This window comes from Bradyrhizobium sp. R2.2-H, from assembly GCF_004346455.1.
In the GTDB taxonomy this organism is placed as follows: Bacteria; Pseudomonadota; Alphaproteobacteria; order Rhizobiales; family Xanthobacteraceae; genus Bradyrhizobium; species Bradyrhizobium diversitatis.
Genome location: NZ_SMBR01000002.1, coordinates 580,239 through 598,408, shown reverse-complemented (window position 1 = coordinate 598,408; position 18,170 = coordinate 580,239). Strand labels below are relative to the sequence as shown.

The 18,170-nt window shown below is 66.3% G+C and carries 13 protein-coding genes; all 13 read right to left on the bottom strand.

Annotated elements, in window-relative coordinates:
* Positions 1 to 14 precede the first annotated feature (14 nt).
* The 13 genes from bamA to dnaE all read right to left on the bottom strand — a co-directional run bounded on the left by bamA (position 15) and on the right by dnaE (position 17,894).
* Positions 15 to 2,555 (bottom strand): outer membrane protein assembly factor BamA, encoded by a 2,541-nt coding sequence (bamA, locus tag EDE08_RS06920; protein WP_131868200.1) that lies wholly within the window; start codon positions 2,553 to 2,555, stop codon positions 15 to 17.
* Positions 2,556 to 2,731: 176 nt separating this feature from the next.
* Positions 2,732 to 3,883, bottom strand: coding sequence for an RIP metalloprotease RseP (gene rseP / locus EDE08_RS06915; RefSeq protein WP_131868199.1), 1,152 nt, complete (start codon positions 3,881 to 3,883; stop codon positions 2,732 to 2,734).
* 44 nt (positions 3,884 to 3,927) lie between these two features.
* Positions 3,928 to 5,151, bottom strand: a complete 1,224-nt coding sequence (gene dxr, locus EDE08_RS06910) for a 1-deoxy-D-xylulose-5-phosphate reductoisomerase (protein ID WP_124158107.1) — start codon at positions 5,149 to 5,151, stop codon at positions 3,928 to 3,930.
* Positions 5,152 to 5,155: 4 nt separating this feature from the next.
* A complete protein-coding gene (locus EDE08_RS06905; RefSeq protein ID WP_131868198.1) occupies positions 5,156 to 5,998 on the bottom strand; it encodes a phosphatidate cytidylyltransferase in 843 nt (280 codons plus the stop codon).
* Positions 5,995 to 6,753: an isoprenyl transferase gene (locus EDE08_RS06900; protein ID WP_131868197.1), complete on the bottom strand. Its 759-nt coding sequence runs from the start codon at positions 6,751 to 6,753 to the stop codon at positions 5,995 to 5,997. The genes EDE08_RS06905 and EDE08_RS06900 overlap by 4 nt, the downstream gene beginning before the upstream one ends.
* Positions 6,754 to 6,853: 100 nt before the next feature.
* Positions 6,854 to 7,417, bottom strand: a complete 564-nt coding sequence (frr, locus tag EDE08_RS06895; RefSeq protein ID WP_061879517.1) for a ribosome recycling factor — start codon at positions 7,415 to 7,417, stop codon at positions 6,854 to 6,856.
* A 67-nt stretch (positions 7,418 to 7,484) separates the two neighbouring features.
* Positions 7,485 to 8,201: a UMP kinase gene (gene pyrH, locus EDE08_RS06890; protein ID WP_061879549.1), complete on the bottom strand. Its 717-nt coding sequence runs from the start codon at positions 8,199 to 8,201 to the stop codon at positions 7,485 to 7,487.
* 60 nt (positions 8,202 to 8,261) lie between these two features.
* Positions 8,262 to 9,185: a translation elongation factor Ts gene (tsf, locus tag EDE08_RS06885; protein ID WP_131868196.1), complete on the bottom strand. Its 924-nt coding sequence runs from the start codon at positions 9,183 to 9,185 to the stop codon at positions 8,262 to 8,264.
* Between the two features lie 132 nt (positions 9,186 to 9,317).
* The gene (locus EDE08_RS06880) at positions 9,318 to 10,313 is read right to left on the bottom strand and encodes a 30S ribosomal protein S2 (protein ID WP_131868195.1); all 996 of its coding nucleotides are present in this window, start codon (positions 10,311 to 10,313) and stop codon (positions 9,318 to 9,320) included.
* Positions 10,314 to 10,515: 202 nt separating this feature from the next.
* The gene (locus EDE08_RS06875; protein WP_131868194.1) at positions 10,516 to 13,167 is read right to left on the bottom strand and encodes a caspase family protein; all 2,652 of its coding nucleotides are present in this window, start codon (positions 13,165 to 13,167) and stop codon (positions 10,516 to 10,518) included.
* A gap of 181 nt (positions 13,168 to 13,348) precedes the next feature.
* Positions 13,349 to 13,489 carry a hypothetical protein gene (locus EDE08_RS38235; protein ID WP_165935737.1) on the bottom strand — a complete coding sequence of 47 codons (141 nt, stop codon included), beginning with the start codon at positions 13,487 to 13,489 and terminating at the stop codon, positions 13,349 to 13,351.
* Positions 13,490 to 13,516: 27 nt separating this feature from the next.
* Positions 13,517 to 14,260, bottom strand: coding sequence for a carbonic anhydrase (locus EDE08_RS06870; RefSeq protein ID WP_131868193.1), 744 nt, complete (start codon positions 14,258 to 14,260; stop codon positions 13,517 to 13,519).
* A gap of 130 nt (positions 14,261 to 14,390) precedes the next feature.
* The gene (dnaE, locus tag EDE08_RS06865; protein WP_131868192.1) at positions 14,391 to 17,894 is read right to left on the bottom strand and encodes a DNA polymerase III subunit alpha; all 3,504 of its coding nucleotides are present in this window, start codon (positions 17,892 to 17,894) and stop codon (positions 14,391 to 14,393) included.
* Positions 17,895 to 18,170: the final 276 nt, after the last annotated feature.

The following is an 18,170-nucleotide window of genomic DNA, read 5'->3' as shown; positions in this document are numbered from 1 at the left end:
CCGTGCTGATCGAACTAGAACGTGGTGCCGCCGCCGAACCGGAACTCCTGCGTGCGGTCATACTTGCCCTTCGTGAGCGGCACGGCGTAGTCGAACCGCAGCGGACCGAATGGCGACTGCCAGATCAGGCCGACACCGACCGACGTGCGGACCACGCTGCTGTCGTCAAACACGAGGCCGGTGCAGGTGCCCGCTGATGACGGATTGATCGTCGACGGGATACAGCCGGGCGCATTGACCTCGTTGGTCGTGGTCCAGCTCGTTGGCCCCTGGTAATCAAAGAGGCCGCCGGCATCGGCATAGACCGCACCCTTCAGACCCACTTCCTTGGGCAGGAACCAGAACGGCATCTGCAGTTCGAGCGAAGCACCCCAGTACTTGGTGCCGCCGAGCGCGTCCTGGGTGCCGAAGGGATTCAGGTCGCGCGGGCCGATGCCGTTCGGGGCAAAGCCACGGACGAGGTTCGGGCCCATCTGGAAGTGGTCGAGCATGCGCAGGTCGCTGCCCACCTTGGTCAGAATACCGCCCTGGAGACGGACGATGCCGACAATGTCCGACACCAGCGGAGTGTAATACTTTCCGTCCGCCACGGTCTTCAGATAGGAGACGTCGCCGCCGACGCCGGCGAAATCCTGCCGGAAGTCGATGAGCAGACCGTCGGTGGGGTTCTTGTTGTTGTCCAGCGTGTTGTAGGTGAGCGTATAGCCGAGCGCTGAGGTCAGGGTCTTGCCGTTGGCAAGCTCCTTGCGCACCGGCAGCGAGGCTTCGCCATCGTTGTAGCAGCCCAGGCCGTTCGTCGACGCAAGGCTGATGCCGTTGGCATTGGCAAAGGCCGGGCTCGGGTTGAACAACGGATTCGCGCTGCCATCAGGCAGGAACTGCACGTTGTTACAGTTCGCCAGGTAGCTCGGCAGCGTGATTTCCTGCTGGTAGATCGAATAGCGCAGCTGGAGCGCCAGATCTTCACGCAGCGAGAAGCCGAGGCGCGGCGAGAAGCCGAGCGTCTTGGTGCCGTAGGAGATGTAGCTGTTGGCCAGCTGCTCGCGCTGATAGAGGTCGAGGCCGAGCGCGACGCGGTAGTCGAGCAGGTACGGCTCGACGAACGACAGCGAGTAGCCGCGGGCGTACTGGCCATAGGTCACCGACGCCTTGGCGAACAGGCCGCGGCCGAGCAGATTGCGCTCGGAGACCGACACTTCGGCCAGCGCGCCGTCGGTGGTGGAGTAACCGCCCGAGATCGAGAAGTCGCCAGTCGATTTCTCTTCCATGTCGACGATCAGGATGACGCGGTCGCTCGACGAGCCCGGCTCGGTCGTGATCTTCACGCTCTTGAAATAGTCGAGGTTCTTCAGGCGCCGCTCGGCACGGTCGACCAGCGCGCGGTTGTAGGCATCGCCTTCCGAGATGTCGAACTCGCGGCGGATCACGTAGTCGCGCGTGCGGGTGTTGCCGCGCAGGTTGATGCGCTCGATATAGGTGCGCGGGCCCTCGTCGATGTTGAAGACGACGGACACCGTGTGCGCCTCGAAGTTGCGGTCGCCGCCGGGCCGGACCACGGCGAAGGCATAGCCGCGGCGCGAGGCCTCGATCTGCATCTCCTCGACCGACTTCTCGACCGATTCGACGTTGTAAAGCGAGCCGACATTGACGCGCGAATAGGCGCGCATCGAGGTTGGATCGAAGTTCGGAATGCTCGAGCGGAAGTTGACCGCGCCGACGCGGTACTGCGCGCCTTCCTCGATCTTGAAGGTGACGTTGAAGCCCTTCTTCTCCGGATCGTATTCGGTGAGCGCGGCGACGACCTGGACGTCGGCGAAGCCGTTCTTGAGGTAGAAGCGGCGGATCAGGTCGCGGTCGGCCTCGACGCGGTCGGGATCGTAGATATCGCCGCTGGCGAGGAAGCTCAGCAGGTTCGATTCGCGCGTCTTGATGACGTCCCTGAGGCGATAGGACGAGAACGCGTTGTTGCCGACAAACTCGATGGACTTGACGCCGGTCTTGGCGCCCTCCTCGATCACGAAGATCAGGTCGACGCGATTGTTCGGCTGCTCGATGATCTCGGGCGTGACGCGCACGTCGTAGCGGCCGGACCGGCGATAGATTTCGGCAATTCGCAGCGTGTCGGACTGCACCATGGCGCGGGAGAAGGTGCCGCGCGCCTTGGACTGGACTTCAGCTGAGAGTTGCTCGTCCTTGATCTTCTTGTTGCCCTCGAAGGCGAGGCGCCCGATCACCGGATTTTCCACCACGGAGACGATGATCTGGCCGCCGGGGCCGCGGTTGATCCTGACATCCTGGAACAGGCCGGTCTCGATCAACGCCTTGAGGCCGTCGTCGACGGCAGCCTGATCCAGACGGCCGCCCGGACCCGGCCTGAAATAGGAGCGGATCGTCTCCACCTCGACTCGTCGATTTCCTTCGACGGAAATCGACTGGACGGTCTGAGCGAATGCAGACGAAGACACGAAAACAGCCCCAACCGGGGCAATCACCGGCGCGCCGAACATGATCAGGGTTGCGAGCAAGCCCCCCCGGAGTCGCAGTCCAAACTTCATCGCGCAACGCGCCCTTATCATTCCCTGCCAGACCCAACCCCAACGCCGGTCTGGAGATTCCCCAAGTTCAGGCCGCTTGTAGCCAATTTCACCGACGGCGCAAACGGCCGAAAGCGCCGTGATTTCAATTTCATTCCGGGACGTTGCTGATCAGCAACGCCACAAAAAAGCCTCTATCAGGAAGCGGCCATCCGCAGGATGTCGTTGTAGGTCGCAAACACCATCAACATCAGCACCAAGCCCAGCCCGATTCGGAACCCCATCTCCTGGGTTCGCTCGGACAGGGGCCGGCCACGGACCACCTCGGCCGCGTAGAACATCAGGTGGCCACCATCGAGCAGCGGGATCGGGAACAGGTTCAAAAGGCCGATCGAGACCGACAGCACCGCGCAGAGATTGATCACGAACTGGAACCCGGCGCTGGCCGCCTGCCCCGACATCTTCGCGATTCCCAGGACACCGCTGACCTCGTTCGGATTGCCCTGCCCGACGAACAGGGAGCCCAGGAACTTGAAGGTGCTGGTGATGATGAACCAGACCTGCTCGACCCCGATCTTGAGCGCCTCAGCGACGCCGACCGGCGCGGTCGAGGCCTCTCCGGCCTGCGACTTGTGCTCGATACCGAGCACGCCGAGACGATGGCTGTTGCCGAACGGATCCTTGCGCTCCAGCAGCGCCGGGGTCGCGGTCAGCGAGACGATGGCGCCGTCGCGCTTCACCTGGAACGCAAGCGCCGAACCCGCGTTCATCGCAACGATTCGCTGCATGTCGGCAAAGCTCTCGATCGGCTTGCCGTCGATCTGGATGACGACGTCCCCGACCTTGAAGCCGGCCGCAGCCGCCGCACCATCGGCGACGACGCCATCGACACGCGCGATCGTGCTCGGCTTGCCGTAATAGAGGGCCATGCCGGCGAAGATCAGCGCGCCCAGGATAAAATTCGCGATCGGTCCGGCCGCGACGATGGCCGCGCGCGGGCCGACCTTCTTGTGATGGAAGCTGCCGGCGCGCTCCTCGGCCGTCATCGCCGCGAGCGTCTGTGACGACGGTGTCGAGGCCTCGCTCTCGTCGCCGAAGAACTTGACGTAGCCGCCGAGCGGGATTGCCGAGATCTTCCAGCGCGTGCCGTGGCGGTCGTTGAAACCGACCAGTTCAGGTCCGAAACCGAGCGAGAAGGTCAGCACGCGAACACCCGCCCAGCGCGCGACCAGGAAATGGCCAAGCTCGTGGAAGAACACGACGATGGTCAGGACGAACAGGAAGGGAACTGCGTAACCGAGGAGCCCATGGCTCAACGTATTGAAACTATGGACGAAAAAGTCGATCATCGATTTCCCTCACCCAGCGCCGCAAGGCCCTGGCACCGAACCAACTAGGATGCCTTTAAGGCAATTTGAGGCAATAGGGCGGCAGCCCTATTTCGCGCAACATGGTCAACGGAAATTGCATCGTCGGCGGACGTCAGGGGCGCCTGGTTCCCACCTTTGATCCAATCGTCAAGGGTCGCCTCGACCAGCCGGGCAATCGCGCCGAACCGGATCTTGCCGGCGATGAAGGCGGCGACCGCAACCTCGTTGGCGGCGTTGTAGACGGTGGTCGCCCCCTTCCCTGTCCGGAGCGAATCGTAGGCCAGCCGCAGTCCGGGGAAGCGCTCGAAGTCCGGCGCCTCGAAGGTCAGCTGACCGATCTTGGCGAGGTCCAACTTCGCCGCCGGTCCCTTGATGCGATCGGGCCAGCCGAGGCAATGCGCGATCGGGGTGCGCATGTCGGGCGCACCGAGCTGGGCCACGACGGAGCAGTCGGAGAACTCGACCATGCCGTGAATGATCGACTGCGGATGAACGAGGACATCGATCTCGTCGGGCGCAAGCGCGAACAGATAGGATGCCTCGATCACTTCGAGCCCCTTGTTCATCATCGAGGCGGAATCGATCGTGATCTTCTGGCCCATGCTCCAGTTCGGATGCTTCAGCGCCTGCTCGAGCGTGGCCTGCTCGATGTCGGCGGGCTTCCAGGTCCGGAACGGACCGCCCGAGGCCGTGATGATGACGCGGACCAGTTCATCGCGATTGCCTGAGCTCAGCGCCTGAAACAGCGCATTATGCTCGGAATCGGCCGGCAGAATGCAGGCGCCAGCCTTTGCCGCGCGCTGCATGAAGAAATCGCCGGCGCAGACCAGACACTCCTTGTTGGCGAGCGCGACATGGGCACCGCGATCGACAGCCGCCAGCGCCGGCTTCAGTCCCGCAGCACCGCTCACGGCCGCCATCACCCAGTCGGCCGGACGCGCGCCCGCCTCGATCACCGCGCTCTCGCCGGCGCCGCATTCGGTGCCGGTGCCCGCCAGCGCGGCCTTGAGTTCGGCGAGCTTGGAGGTGTCGGCAATCGCGACATAGCGCGCGGAGAATTCCCTGGCGAGCTTGGCCAGCGCCGCGACATTGCCGTTCGCCGTCAACGCCTCGACACGATAGCGCTCGGGCGAGGCGCGCAGCAGGTCCATCGTGCTGTCGCCGATCGAGCCGGTGGCGCCGAGAACCGTGACGCTGCGGACGTCGGACGCCGCAAGCCTGTTGTTACGCAATGGGACCGCGCTCATATCCTCACCAAACCATAAGACCGCTTCCGGCGCTATGCACACCGTGGCGGAGAAAGCCGATAATCCATGCCGCCAGGATGGCAGCGACGAAACCGTCCAGGCGGTCCATAAGCCCGCCATGGCCGGGAATTAAGTGACTGGAATCCTTGACCCCGAAGCGCCGCTTCACCGCGGATTCGAAGAGATCGCCGAGTTGCGATACCACCGACAGGACGGCGCTGACGAGCAGCAGTGGAACCACCTTTCCGATGCCGCAGGCAGCAAAGCCGGCCGCAACCGCAAGGCTCGCCGCAAAGCCGCCGAGCGCTCCGGACCAGGTCTTTTTCGGGCTCACGCGCGGCCACAGCTTCGGCCCGCCGATGCTGCGGCCGGCAAAATAGCCGCCGATGTCGGTCGCCCACACCACGAGCAGCACGAACATCAGCGCGGCGAAACCGTTGACGAGATCCTGCCGCAAAAGGATCGAAGCCAGTAGCGCCGCCGACGCATAGGCAAACCCGGTCGCCGCCCAGAGGAACTTCCTCCGCGCAATCAGCGTCACGATCGCGCCGCCGATGAAGCCGCTGATGACGGCCGTCTTGAGGGCGCCGAAGGCCGTGCAAAATCCCACGATGGCAATGACGATCGTCCCCGCGCCCGTCAGCGCGACCGAGCTCGCGCCCACCACCATCAGCCATTCGGCGAACAGTCCGATCGAGACCAGGGTGACGAGAAGGGCCCAGAGCCAGCCGCCGGCATAGGCGAGCGCAATCGCGAGCGGCGCCAGCACCAATCCTGCGAGGACTCGCAGCACGAGATTGCTCGGGGCAGCCTGAGAGCCCGCCGGTGCGGCGTCCGGTTCGCTCACGAGGCGGTTTTCGCGACCAGGCCGCCGAAACGGCGTTCGCGCCTGGCAAATTCGGCAATCGCGCTTTCCAGCGCCGCCTTGTCGAAGTCGGGCCAGTGGATCGGCACGAACACGAGCTCGCTATAGGCGGCCTGCCACATCAGGAAGTTGGACAGGCGCTGCTCCCCGCTGGTGCGGATGATGAGATCGGGATCGGGAATGGCGGGCGCGTCGAGATGCGCCCCGAGCGTCTCGGCGTCGATCGTGGCTGGGTCCCGCTTGCCCTCAGCGACTTCGCGGGCAAGCCTCTGCGCCGCTTTCGCGATCTCCTGCCGCGAGCCGTAATTGAAGGCGACGACGAGCGTCAGGCGCGTGTTGTCGCGTGTCAGCTCCTCGGCCTCGTTGAGGAGCCCGCAGATGTCGCTCTCGAGCCCTTCGCGCTCGCCGATGATGCGAACCTTGACGCCGTCGCGATGCAGGCTCGCCAGATCGTTGCGGATGAAGCGCCGCAGCAGGCCGAACAGGTCGCCGATCTCGCTCGCCGGTCGTGACCAGTTCTCCGACGAGAACGAGAAGATGGTGAGATAACGAATGCCGAGCTCGTGCGAGGCGCGCACCACACGGCGCAGCGCGTCCACACCGCGACGATGCCCCTCCGCGCGCGGCAGTCCGCGCGCGGCCGCCCAACGGCCGTTGCCATCCATGATGATGGCGACATGCGCAGGCACCTCGGACCGGTCGGGCCCTTCCGTTGCTGGCGCGGCGGCGTTGGACATTATGGCGGCCTCAAAGCATGATCCGGAAAAGTGCGAAGCGGTTTTCCGAAAAGATCATGCGCAAACAATAACCTAAAGCGCGATGACCATTCATCGTGCTTTAGACGGTGAGGATTTCTTTTTCCTTGGCGGCCAGCAACTGGTCGATCTCGGCGATGGTACCGTCGGTCGCCTTCTGCACCTCGTCGGCGTGACGCTTCTGATCGTCCTCCGACATCTCGTGATTCTTCTCGAGCTTCTTGAGCACGTCGAGACCGTCGCGGCGGACATGGCGCGCGGCGACCTTGGCAGCTTCGGCGTATTTGTGCGCGACCTTCACCAGCTCCTTGCGCCGTTCCTCGTTGAGCTCGGGGATGCGCAGGCGCAGCACCTGGCCCTCGGTCGCGGGCGACAGGCCGAGATTGGAATCGACGATCGCCTTCTCCACCGCCTTGACCATCGACTTGTCCCAGACCTGCACCGAGATCAGCCGCGGCTCCGGCACGCTGACGGTGGCAAGCTGGTTCAGCGGCATGTGGCTGCCATAGGCCTCGACCTGAACCGGATCGAGCATCGAGGCGGAGGCGCGGCCGGTGCGCAGGCCGCCGAGCTCGTGCTTGAGGGACTGGACGGCGCCCTGCATGCGGCGCTTCACTTCGTTGAGGTCGAAATTACCCGTGGGCATCACGTTTCTCCTTCAAAATCCCGGCGACCGCTCCGCGCCCTTCCCTCGGGGCCCGCAAGACGAGCCGTCAGCCGGCGACGATGGTTCCGTGGCCGACGCCACGCAGAATCGCGCCGATCGACCCCGGCTCCGCGATCGAGAATACGATGATAGGCAGCGATGTCTCGCGGGCAAGCGCGAAGGCGGTCGCATCCATCACCTTGTAGCCGCCCTCGATCGCCTGCGAGTGCGTCAGACGGTCGAACCGCGTGGCGGTCGGATCCGTCTTCGGGTCGGCGGAGTAGACGCCGTCGACATTGGTCGCCTTCAGGACCGCCTGCGCCCCGATCTCGGCGGCACGCAGCACCGCGGTCGTGTCGGTGGTGAAGAACGGATTGCCCGTCCCGCCGCCAAGCAGCACGATCCGGCCCTCGGCCAGGTATTTGTGTGCCGCAGTGCGGGTAAACAACTCGGAAATCTCTGGCATGACGAAGGCCGACAGCGTCCGCGCCGGCGTACCCTTGCGCTCGATCGCCGCTTCCAGCGCGAGGCAGTTCATCATGGTGGCGAGCATGCCCATGGTGTCGCCGGTTGTGCGCGACACCCCGCGGGAGGAGACCTCGACGCCGCGGACCATGTTGCCGCCGCCGATCACGACCGCGACCTCGGTGCCGAGATGGCGGGCCGCGATCAGATCGTCCACAACCCGGTCGACGGTCGGTTGATCGATGCCAAAGCCTTGCTGTCCCGCGAGATATTCGCCGGACAGCTTGATCACGACGCGACGGTAGACCGGATCAGTCATGAGCACCTTCCTTGTCCGGGCGCCGCTTCCGGCGGCACGCCGGAAGGAACGTTCCGGCGCTTACTTCTTGCCGCTGGCCGCGGCGACCTCGGCCGCGAAATCGCTTTCCTGCTTCTCGATTCCCTCGCCGAGAGCATAGCGCACAAAGCCGGCGATCTTCACAGCGCCGCCGACCTTGCCCTCGGCCTCCTTCACCGCCTGCGCCACCGACTTGCCGGTGTCGTGGATGAAGGCCTGCTCGAGCAGGCAGACTTCCTTGTAGTAGGTCTTGAGGCCGGACTCGACGATCTTCTCGATCACGTTCTCGGGCTTGCCCTGCTGGCGATACTTGTCGGCGAGCACGTCCTTCTCGCGCTTGACGACCGCCGGATCAAGACCGGACGGATCGAGCGCCAGCGGGTTGGCGGCGGCGACATGCATCGCGATCTGGCGGCCGAGCGCGGCGAGCTCGTCGGCCTTGCCCGGCGATTCCAGTGCCACGATCACGCCCATCTTGCCGGCGCCGTCGATGACGGCCCCGTGGACATAGTGCGACACCACACCCTGGCTCACTTCGAGCTGGGCGGCGCGGCGCAGCGTCATGTTCTCGCCGATGGTGGCGATCGCGTCATTGATGGCGGTTTCGATCGTGACGTCGCCGACCTTGGCGGCCTTGATCTTCTCGACGTCGGCGCCGACGTCGAAGGCAACCTGGGCGATCATCTTGACGAGGCCCTGGAACTGGCCGTTGCGCGCGACGAAGTCGGTCTCGGAATTGACCTCGACCACGACGCCCTTGGTGCCCTTGGTGAGCGCGCCGATCAGGCCCTCGGCCGCGACCCGGCCCGACTTCTTGGCAGCCTTGGACAGACCCTTCTTGCGAAGCCAGTCCTGCGCCGCTTCCATGTTGCCGTCGTTCTCGGTCAGTGCGGCCTTGCAGTCCATCATGCCTGCGCCGGTCGACTCGCGCAGATCCTTGACCATCGCCGCTGTGATCGTTGCCATCGTTGAAATCCTTTGTGCCTGCCGGTTTGCCGCAGCGTGGCATCTTAGCGCCCCGCCGCGGTCCATCTCAGCAATTTGCGTCAACTGAAATGGTGGCCGGATCCTATCCGGCCAACCCATCGCTCTTTTTGACTATTCCGCTTCCGCGGTCAGCGCCTTGGCCTTGGCCACCCAGGCGTCCGCACGGCTCGGCAGACCGACCTCTTCGCCGATCGTGTGCGCGGTGTCGTGGTCGAGCTCGGCGAGCTGCCAATAGTGGAAGATGCCGAGGTCGTTGAACTTCTTCTCGATCGCACCCGACACGCCCGGGAGCTTCTTGAGGTCGTCGGCGGTGCCGCGGGGACCCGCGAGGCCCTGGAAGCCGCTCGACGAGGGCGCCGGCAGCTCCTCGGCGACCGGCTGAGCCGCGGCGCCGATGTCGATGCCCGAATCGCCCTGGGCGCGCGAGATGCCGTCGATCGCCGCACGCGCGATGAGATCGCAGTACAGCGAAATGGCGCGGCCCGCGTCGTCATTGCCAGGCACCACATAGGTGATGCCCTTGGGGTCCGAATTGGTGTCGACGATCGCGGCGACCGGGATGTTGAGCCGCTGGGCCTCCTGGATCGCGATGTCTTCCTTGTTGGTGTCGATCACGAAGATCAGGTCGGGCAGACCGCCCATGTCCTTGATGCCGCCGAGCGAACGGTCGAGCTTGTCGCGCTCGCGCTGAAGCGTCAGGCGCTCCTTCTTCGTGTAGGAATTGGCTTCGCCGCCCGAGAGCACGTCGTCGAGGTGACGCAGGCGCTTGATCGAGGCCGAGATCGTCTTCCAGTTGGTCAGCGTGCCGCCGAGCCAGCGCGAATTGACGAAGTACTGCGCGCAGCGCTTGGCCGCGTCCGCAACACCGTCCTGCGCCTGGCGCTTGGTGCCGACGAACAGGATGCGGCCGCCCTTGGCCACCGTGTCGCTGACGGCCTGGAGGGCCTGGTGCAGCATCGGCACGGTCTGGGCGAGGTCGACGATGTGAATGTTGTTGCGGGTGCCGAAAATGAACGGAGCCATTTTCGGATTCCAGCGGTGAGACTGGTGACCAAAGTGCACGCCAGCTTCGAGCAGCTGACGCATGGTGAAATCGGGTAGCGCCATCGTTCTAATTCTCCGGTTGGTTCCTCCGGAAACGTGTGAGCAAAACGGAGCGTTCTCGCCCCGGTTGCCACCGGACGGCCTTGCGAGCCATGTTTCCGTGTGAGATGGCGCGCTATATAGCGCCATTTCGGCCAGAAGCAAGGAAATAAGGGGCCGTCCGCAAGCTCCTGTCGCTTCCGGTCGTCCCTACCCGTTCAGCCTCCTAGCATTTCGGCTGGCCAGGCGGACAGGTCTTTGGTGGCGGGCCGGCTGGCCGTGCCGGCGGATGCGGCGCCGCACGCGGCGGCGCGGCCGCCATGGGAGGCGGTGCAGGCCGCGCGACCGGAGGTGGCGGCGGCGCGGGCCGTGCCATCGGAGGCGGAGGTGGCGCAGGACGCGCCATCGGAGGCGGCGCCGGTCGAGCAACGGGCGGCGGTGGCGCCGGTCGGGCCACGGCCACGGGCGGAGGCGCAGCGCGCGGCGGCGGGGGTGGCGCGACTCGCGGCGGAGGCGGCGGCGTCGGCTTCGCCAAGGCCTGAGGATGCGGTGGCGGTGCGACAGGCCTGGCGGCCTGCGGCGGCGGTGCGGGCCGGTGATCCCGAACTCCGGACGGCCCCCGCGCCGCCACTGGCGGCGGTGGCGGTGCCGCGGGTTTGACCGTGGGCGGGACAACCGGCTTGCCGTGGGCCGCGCTCGGCGGCAAAGCGCCCGACTGGGACCCGGCCGGCCTGCCGCGCAGGTCAACCTCAGGTGGCGTCGTCGGCCCCGGCGGCCTGGGCAGGCCTGCGGACGGCGGCGTCGAGCTTCCGGGAGCCGGTGGGTGGTTGGGCGCCGTAGCGGTTGCCGCGTTCGGTGGTGCCGGCGGGGCGTTGCCGGCGGGCGGCGTCGCGGTGGCAGCGGATCTGCCATGAGGCGGAGCAGCGCCGGGCGCGCCCCCTGCCCCGGCCGGAGGCGGTCCGCCCGGAGTTCCCGGCACCGGCAGCGTGTTGGCCTGCGGCAGCTTGGTGGCCGCCGGTGCTCGAGGTGTCGCAGCAGGGACGTTGCCGGCGGGTGCCGTCGCTTCCGGACTGGGCGTGCCGCGCGGCATGACGGCGCCGGGCGCCGGGCCCGCCGGGGGACCGCCAGGAGTTCCCGGCAGGGTATTGGGTGCCGGCAAGGTATTGGCTTGGGGCAGCCTGGCCGCAGCCGGCGGCTGCGCTGTCGTGGCAGGAGCGACATTGGTTGGAGCCGGTGCCGCGATACCCGGTCTCACCGTCGGCCGGATCGTCGCGCTCGGCGGCATCGGCGCCTTGCCCTGCTGGATCAGTGCGGCGCGCTGCACGACTGCCTGCGGCACGGCGGCACCTGCCGGCGTGGCGCGGCCGGCAACCGCCGGGGCCAGATTGCCCGGACCGGGCGCCGGCCCCGCGGCCGGCGGCGGCGCGGGCGGACGGTTGATCACGGTGTTGATGACCGTGGTGTTGTGGATGTTCTGAAAGATGATGTTGTTCGGCGGCGGCGCGACATAGACCGGCGGCCTGACGAACACCGGGATCGGCACGAACACCGGCTGCGGCAGCACGAACAGGCCGACCACAGGCAGCGGCGGCGGCAGCACGACGAAATCCGGCGGCGGCGGCGGCAGATAATAGACCGGCGGCGGCGGTGGCGGCGCGAAGCCGAAATCGGGATCGCTGAAATACAGCACCGGACGGTCGACATAGATGACCTCTTCCGGCGGCGGTGGCGGGACGTCGTAGTCCAGCATCGTGAAAGTCGGCGGCGGCTCGAGCGGCGCAGTCAGGATCGCCAGCCTGCGCCGGGCATCGCCTGCATGCGGCCCCCGCGGGTAGCGGCGCAGATACGACCAATAGGCGTCCGGCGTATCGGCGCGATAGGTTCGTCGCCAAGTGATCGCCTCGCGGCGCGCCGCCACGATCGCCATGACGCGCTTTGCGAGCGGGTCATTCGGATAGGCCGCGAGAAACTCCTCATAGGCCGCCAGCGTGTCGCGCTCGAGCGCGGCGGCATAGGCATCCTGCACGCCGAGATCGCGGATCGGCTTGTTGCGGATCGCGGCGACCTGGTCGGGCGTGGTCTCCGGCGGCGGCGCGTCGGGCCCACGCTCGAAGAACGAGAATTGCGCCGATATCTTCTGCTCGTTCCAGGGCACCTGCGCGCCCTTGGAGGCCTCGTTGACCCGCAGGCGGACGCGGTCGAACACCTCGGGCAGCGGCAGGCCGCCGGTGCGGATCATCTCGGCGAGCGACTGGGCATAGATGCCGTAAGGCCCCGGTTCCTCCGGCGCCACCGTGCCGGGCGCGGCGTTGAAGGCTATCAGCATGTTCGCCTCGGGCTCGACCAGCGCCAGGCCGCTCGCGATCGGCTGACCGCCTTCGATGAAGGGCTGCGCGCGCGCCGCGTCGAGCACGACGATGCCGGCCTTGAGCGGAACGGATGCGAGCTGGCGCGCATAGTCGCTGATGCGCAGGGCTTCGGTCGGTATGTCGGTGTCGCGGGTGATGCTGGAATCGACCGGGATGAAATAGTTCTCGCCGGCAAGCTGCACGCCGTAGCCGGCGAGATAGATCATCGCGACCGTGCCCGGTCCCGACGCCTGGGCCTTCTGGATGAAATCGCGCAAGCTCTTGCGCAGCGTGTCGCCGTCGAGATCGCGCGCGCCGACCACGTCGAAGCCCGCCGCCTGGAGCGTCTGCGCGATCAGGCCGGCATCGTTGGCCGTCGTCGCCAGCGGCGATTTGGCGTAGGCGCCGTTGCCGACCACGAGCGCGAGGCGCTTTTCCGGCTGCTGGGCGCGCGCCGGTTCCGGTACGCCCGCGGCGAAGGCCAGGATCGGCAGCAGAAGGCAGATGAAGGCTCTGAGCGTCCCACGCATGGCTTGCTCGCCCGCTATTGTTGTCGAGGTCCGGCACGCATGAGGCGCGCAGCCGGCTGAACGGCGGTTGAACGAAAGGCTTGAACGACGAAAAGCTTGGATTGAGGCGGTGCCATGGCCGCCCCGTCGCCGGCGTCAGCCTCACCGCGACGATCTCGCGACACGGCCCCTCGCCCGCGGATCACTCGGCCAATTTCAATTCGGCGACGGTCGCCCGCGCGGCCGCCTCATCAACGGAGACCGGCCCCGGATTTTTATACGCCGACGTCATCGCGAGGGGGAGCCCGTATCCCAGCAGTCCGGTGCTCGCATTGGCGATCACCGCATTCTTGCGGTTGCGGTTTCGGGCTCAGCCCTGGGCGACCAACTCGACGCTTCCCGTCCTCAGCCGATAGATACCGCCGACAACCTTGAGCTTGCCCTGCTCGGCCGCTGCGTTGAGGATCGGGGCGGCCGATTTCAGCTTGGCGACGTTGTCGAGGACATTCTGGCGAATGGCGTTGTCGAGCGCATTCCCGCTCTGCTGAGCCGCCGTCTTCACCGCCGGCGCGATCGCGGAGACCAGCGTGGGGATGTGCCCTGGCAGCGGCTTGTCGTCCTTCAGCGACTTGATGGTCGCATCGACGGCGCCGCAATTGTCGTGGCCGAGCACCAGGATCAGGGGCGTTCCGAGCACCGCGACGGTGTATTCCATGCTGGCGACGGTTTCGTCCCCCGCAAAGTTTCCGGCGACGCGGCACACAAACAGGTCTCCGCGTCCACTGTCGAAGGCATATTCGGGCGCGATACGAGAATCGGCGCAGCTCAGCACGGCCGCGTAGGGATTCTGGCCGCCGACCAATGCCTCGCGCTCATGCTTGAAGTCGTGGCGGCGCGACACGCCCGACACGTAACGCGCATTGCCTTCCATCAGCCGCTTCAGCGCCGCATCGGGCGACAGCACGTTCTGCGGTTTCGGCGGCGCCTTCTTCTCCTTGGCGAAGGCGGCCCCGCCGAACGCCGCCGCCGCAAGCGCCGACGTGGCAAGGAGCATCATGGAGCGTCGGGAGGGAGCAACAGGTTGATGCAGATTATCGGAGCATTTGTCGCACATGGTTGTTGTCCTTCCAGGTTTCTCGTCAAACGAGATCGTCGAGCCGACAACTGATAGCTGCGCTCGAGCGACTTCGAAACCACACGCGGCCCAAATAGTTAAGCTTTGGTTTGCGGCGGTGCCGGCGACCTCAGAGCTGCTGCACGTCCACCACGCCCGCGACCGCCTTGATCGCACCGGCGATCTGCGGCGAGACCTTGAAGCGGCCGGGCAGCTTCATCTCGACCTCGGTCTCGAGGTCGAGCATCATCACCAGCGAGACCTCGCCGTCGCCGTTGGAGCGCGGTGCAATGCCGGGACTGCCGACCTTCGGCGCGCCACCGTTCGAGGCCGCCATGTCGGGCCCGGCCAAACGCTTGGCGATCGAGTCCAGCGGCTTGGTGTCGCGCAGGAAGATGCGCAGGCCCTTCTGCGTCTTGGCCGCGGCGTCATCGAGCGGCTCGGCATGCAGCACGCGGGCGCGCACGTCCTCGCCCTGAAGCTCGGCGCCCAGTTGCAGCAGCACGGCCGCGCCCGGCTCCAGCACGTCGCGATATTGTGCAAGGCCTTCCGAGAACAGCACCGCCTCGAAATGGCCGGTGGGATCGGACAGCCCCATGATGCCCATCTTGTTGCCGGTCTTGGTGCGCCGCTCCATGCGCGAGACCACGGTGGCGGCGACCTTGCCGGCGGTGGCGCCGGTCTTCACCGCGCGCGAGAATTCGGCCCAGCTCTGCACCCGCAGCCGCTTCAGCACGGTCGCGTAGTCGTCGAGCGGATGTCCCGACAGGAAGAAGCCGATCGCGTCGTATTCGCGGCGCAGCCGCTCCGCCGGCAGCCACGGCTCGACCTGCGGCAGCATGATGGTCGGCGCGTCCGCCGACATGCCGAACATGTCGTTCTGGCCAATGGTCGCGGCCTCGTGGGCGCGCTGGCAGGCGGCGAGGATCGAGTCGGCACCGGCAAAGACACGCGCCCGGTTCGGCTCAAGCGTATCGAAGGCGCCGGCGGCAGCGAGACTTTCGATGATGCGCTTGTTGATCGCGCGCGGCGAGACCCGGGCAGCGAAATCGGCGAGCGAGGTGAACAGGCCGCCTCTGGTCCGCTCCGCGATGATCTGCTCGATCGCCTGGATGCCGACGCCCTTGAGCGCTGCGAGCGCGTAATAGATGGTCTTCTCGCCGACCTCGAAGGTCGCGCCCGACCGGTTGATGTTGGGCGGCTCGACCTTGATGCCGAGACGCTGCGCCTCGGAGCGGAATTCGGAGAGCTTATCGGTGTTGTTGAGATCGAGCGTCATCGACGCGGCGATGAACTCCACCGGATAATGCGCCTTCATGTAGGCGGTGTGGTAGGACACCAGCGCGTAAGCCGCCGCGTGGCTCTTGTTGAAGCCGTAGTCGGCAAACTTCGCCAGGAGTTCGAAGATGGTCTCGGCCTGCCCCTTCGGCACGCCGTTCTTCACCGCGCCCGCGACGAAGATGTCGCGCTGCTTGTCCATTTCGGCGCGGATCTTCTTGCCCATGGCGCGGCGCAGGAGGTCGGCGTCGCCGAGCGAATAGCCGGACATCACCTGCGCGATCTGCATCACCTGTTCCTGGTAGATGATGACGCCGAAGGTCTCTTTCAGGATCGGCTCCAGCACCGGATGCAGATATTCCGGCTCCTCGTCGCCGTGCTTGCGCGCGCAGTAGGTCGGGATGTTCGCCATCGGGCCCGGGCGATAGAGCGCGACCAGCGCGATGATGTCCTCGAAACGGTCCGGGCGCATGTCGATCAGCGCCCGCCGCATGCCCTGGCTTTCAACCTGGAACACGCCGACGACGTCGCCCCGGGCCAGCATCTGGTAGCTCTCAGCATCGTCGATCGGCAGCGTGGCGAGATCGACATGGATGCCGCGCGGCTCGAGCAGTTTGACTGCGACGTCGAGGACTGTGAGCGTTTTCAGGCCGAGGAAGTCGAACTTCACGAGCCCCGCCGGCTCGACCCATTTCATGTTGAACTGGGTCACCGGCATGTCGGATTTGGGATCGCGGTAGAGCGGCACGAGCTCGCTCAACGGGCGATCGCCGATCACGATGCCCGCCGCATGGGTCGAGGCGTGGCGCGTCAGGCCTTCGAGGCGCTGCGCGATGTCGAAGGCGCGCGCCACGATCGGATCTTCATCGCGGAACGCCTGGAGCTTCGGCTCGCTCTCGATGGCGGCAGCCAGCGTCACCGGTGCCGCCGGATTCTGCGGCACCAGCTTGGTCAGCTTGTCGACCTGGCCATAGGGCATCTGCAGCACGCGACCGACGTCGCGCAGCACGCCGCGCGCCTGCAGCGTGCCGAAGGTGATGATCTGCGCAACCTGGTCGCGGCCGTAGCGCTCCTGGACGTACTTGATCACCTCGCCGCGGCGGTCCTGGCAGAAGTCGATGTCGAAGTCCGGCATCGAGACGCGTTCGGGGTTGAGGAAGCGCTCGAACAGCAGGCCGAACTTGATCGGATCGAGGTCGGTGATGGTCAGCGCCCAGGCGACCAGCGAGCCGGCGCCGGAGCCGCGGCCCGGCCCGACCGGAATCCCTTGCGACTTCGCCCATTTGATGAAGTCGGACACGATCAGGAAGTAGCCCGCATATTTCATGCGGGTGATGACGTCGAGCTCGAAGGCGAGCCGCTTGGCGTAGGTCTCTTCCGTCGTGCCCTGTGACAGGCCGTGGACGCGCAGGCGGTTCGCGAGCCCCTCCTCCGCCTGGCGCTTCAACTCGGCGGCCTCCACCGCAGCCGCATCCGAGCTCGACGCGGCGCCGACGGTGAAGAACGGCAGGATCGGCTTGCGCGTCATCGGCCGGAACGAGCAGCGCTCGGCGATCTCCACCGTCGAGGCCAGCGCCTCCGGGATGTCGGCGAACAGCACCGCCATCTCGGCGCGCGTCTTGAAGCGATGATCCGGCGTGAGCTGCTCGCGTTCGGTCTCGGCGATCAGCCGCCCGCCGGCGATGCAGAGGAGCGCGTCATGCGCCTCGTAATCGTCGGTCGCGGCGAAATACGGCTCGTTGGTCGCAACCAGCGGCAGTCCCTTGGCGTAGGCGATGTCGATCAAGCCGCTTTCGACGCGCCGCTCCTTCTCGGTGTTGTGGCGCTGCAATTCGACGTAGAGGCGGTCGCCGAACAGGCCGGCCAGACGCTCGCAGCGCTGCGCGGCGAGCTCGGCATGACCGCCGGCGAGCGCCAGCGAGATCGGCCCGTCCGGTCCGCCCGTCAGCGCGATCAGCCCTTCGGTCTCGCCCCCGAGCCAATCGAACTTGATGAACGGAGCATGGCTGTCCGGCGATTCCAGGAACGCGCGCGAATTCAGCCGCATCAGGCTGCGATAGCCGCGCTCCTGCGCTCCCAGCAGCACCACCCGCGACGGCCCCATCGCGTTGCGCGCATTCGGATCCTGATCGCCGAAATCGATGGCCAGCTCGCAGCCGACGATTGGCTGGATGCCGGAACTCGCCATCTTGTCGGAGAACTCCAGCGCACCGAACAGATTGTCGGTGTCGGTCAGCGCCAGCGCGGGCTGGTGGTCCTTCTTCGCAAGCTCGGCGAGCTTGGCGATCTTGATCGAGCCCTTGAGCAGCGAATAGGCCGAGTGAACGTGAAGGTGAACGAATCCGGCGCTCGGCATGGTCGCGTGACGGCCTCTTGCAGATGAAATGGAGCGGTCGCCAACGCCGGGAGATGTCAGGCAGATCAAACGAGGATCCTGCATCGCCCGGCCGACTCGCCTCGCAATGGTGGGGCGTCACTGCTCCAGAGTCCACGCCGGAGCGGCCGATCGGCCAAGTCGTCCCGCTTTTCCCCAAGCGGCAGCGGCACGCTCGCCGGCCTAGAGCTGGGGGATCACCTGCGCCCAGATCGCGATCATCCCGACGAACAGTGTGATGGACGCCAGTGCGGCGGC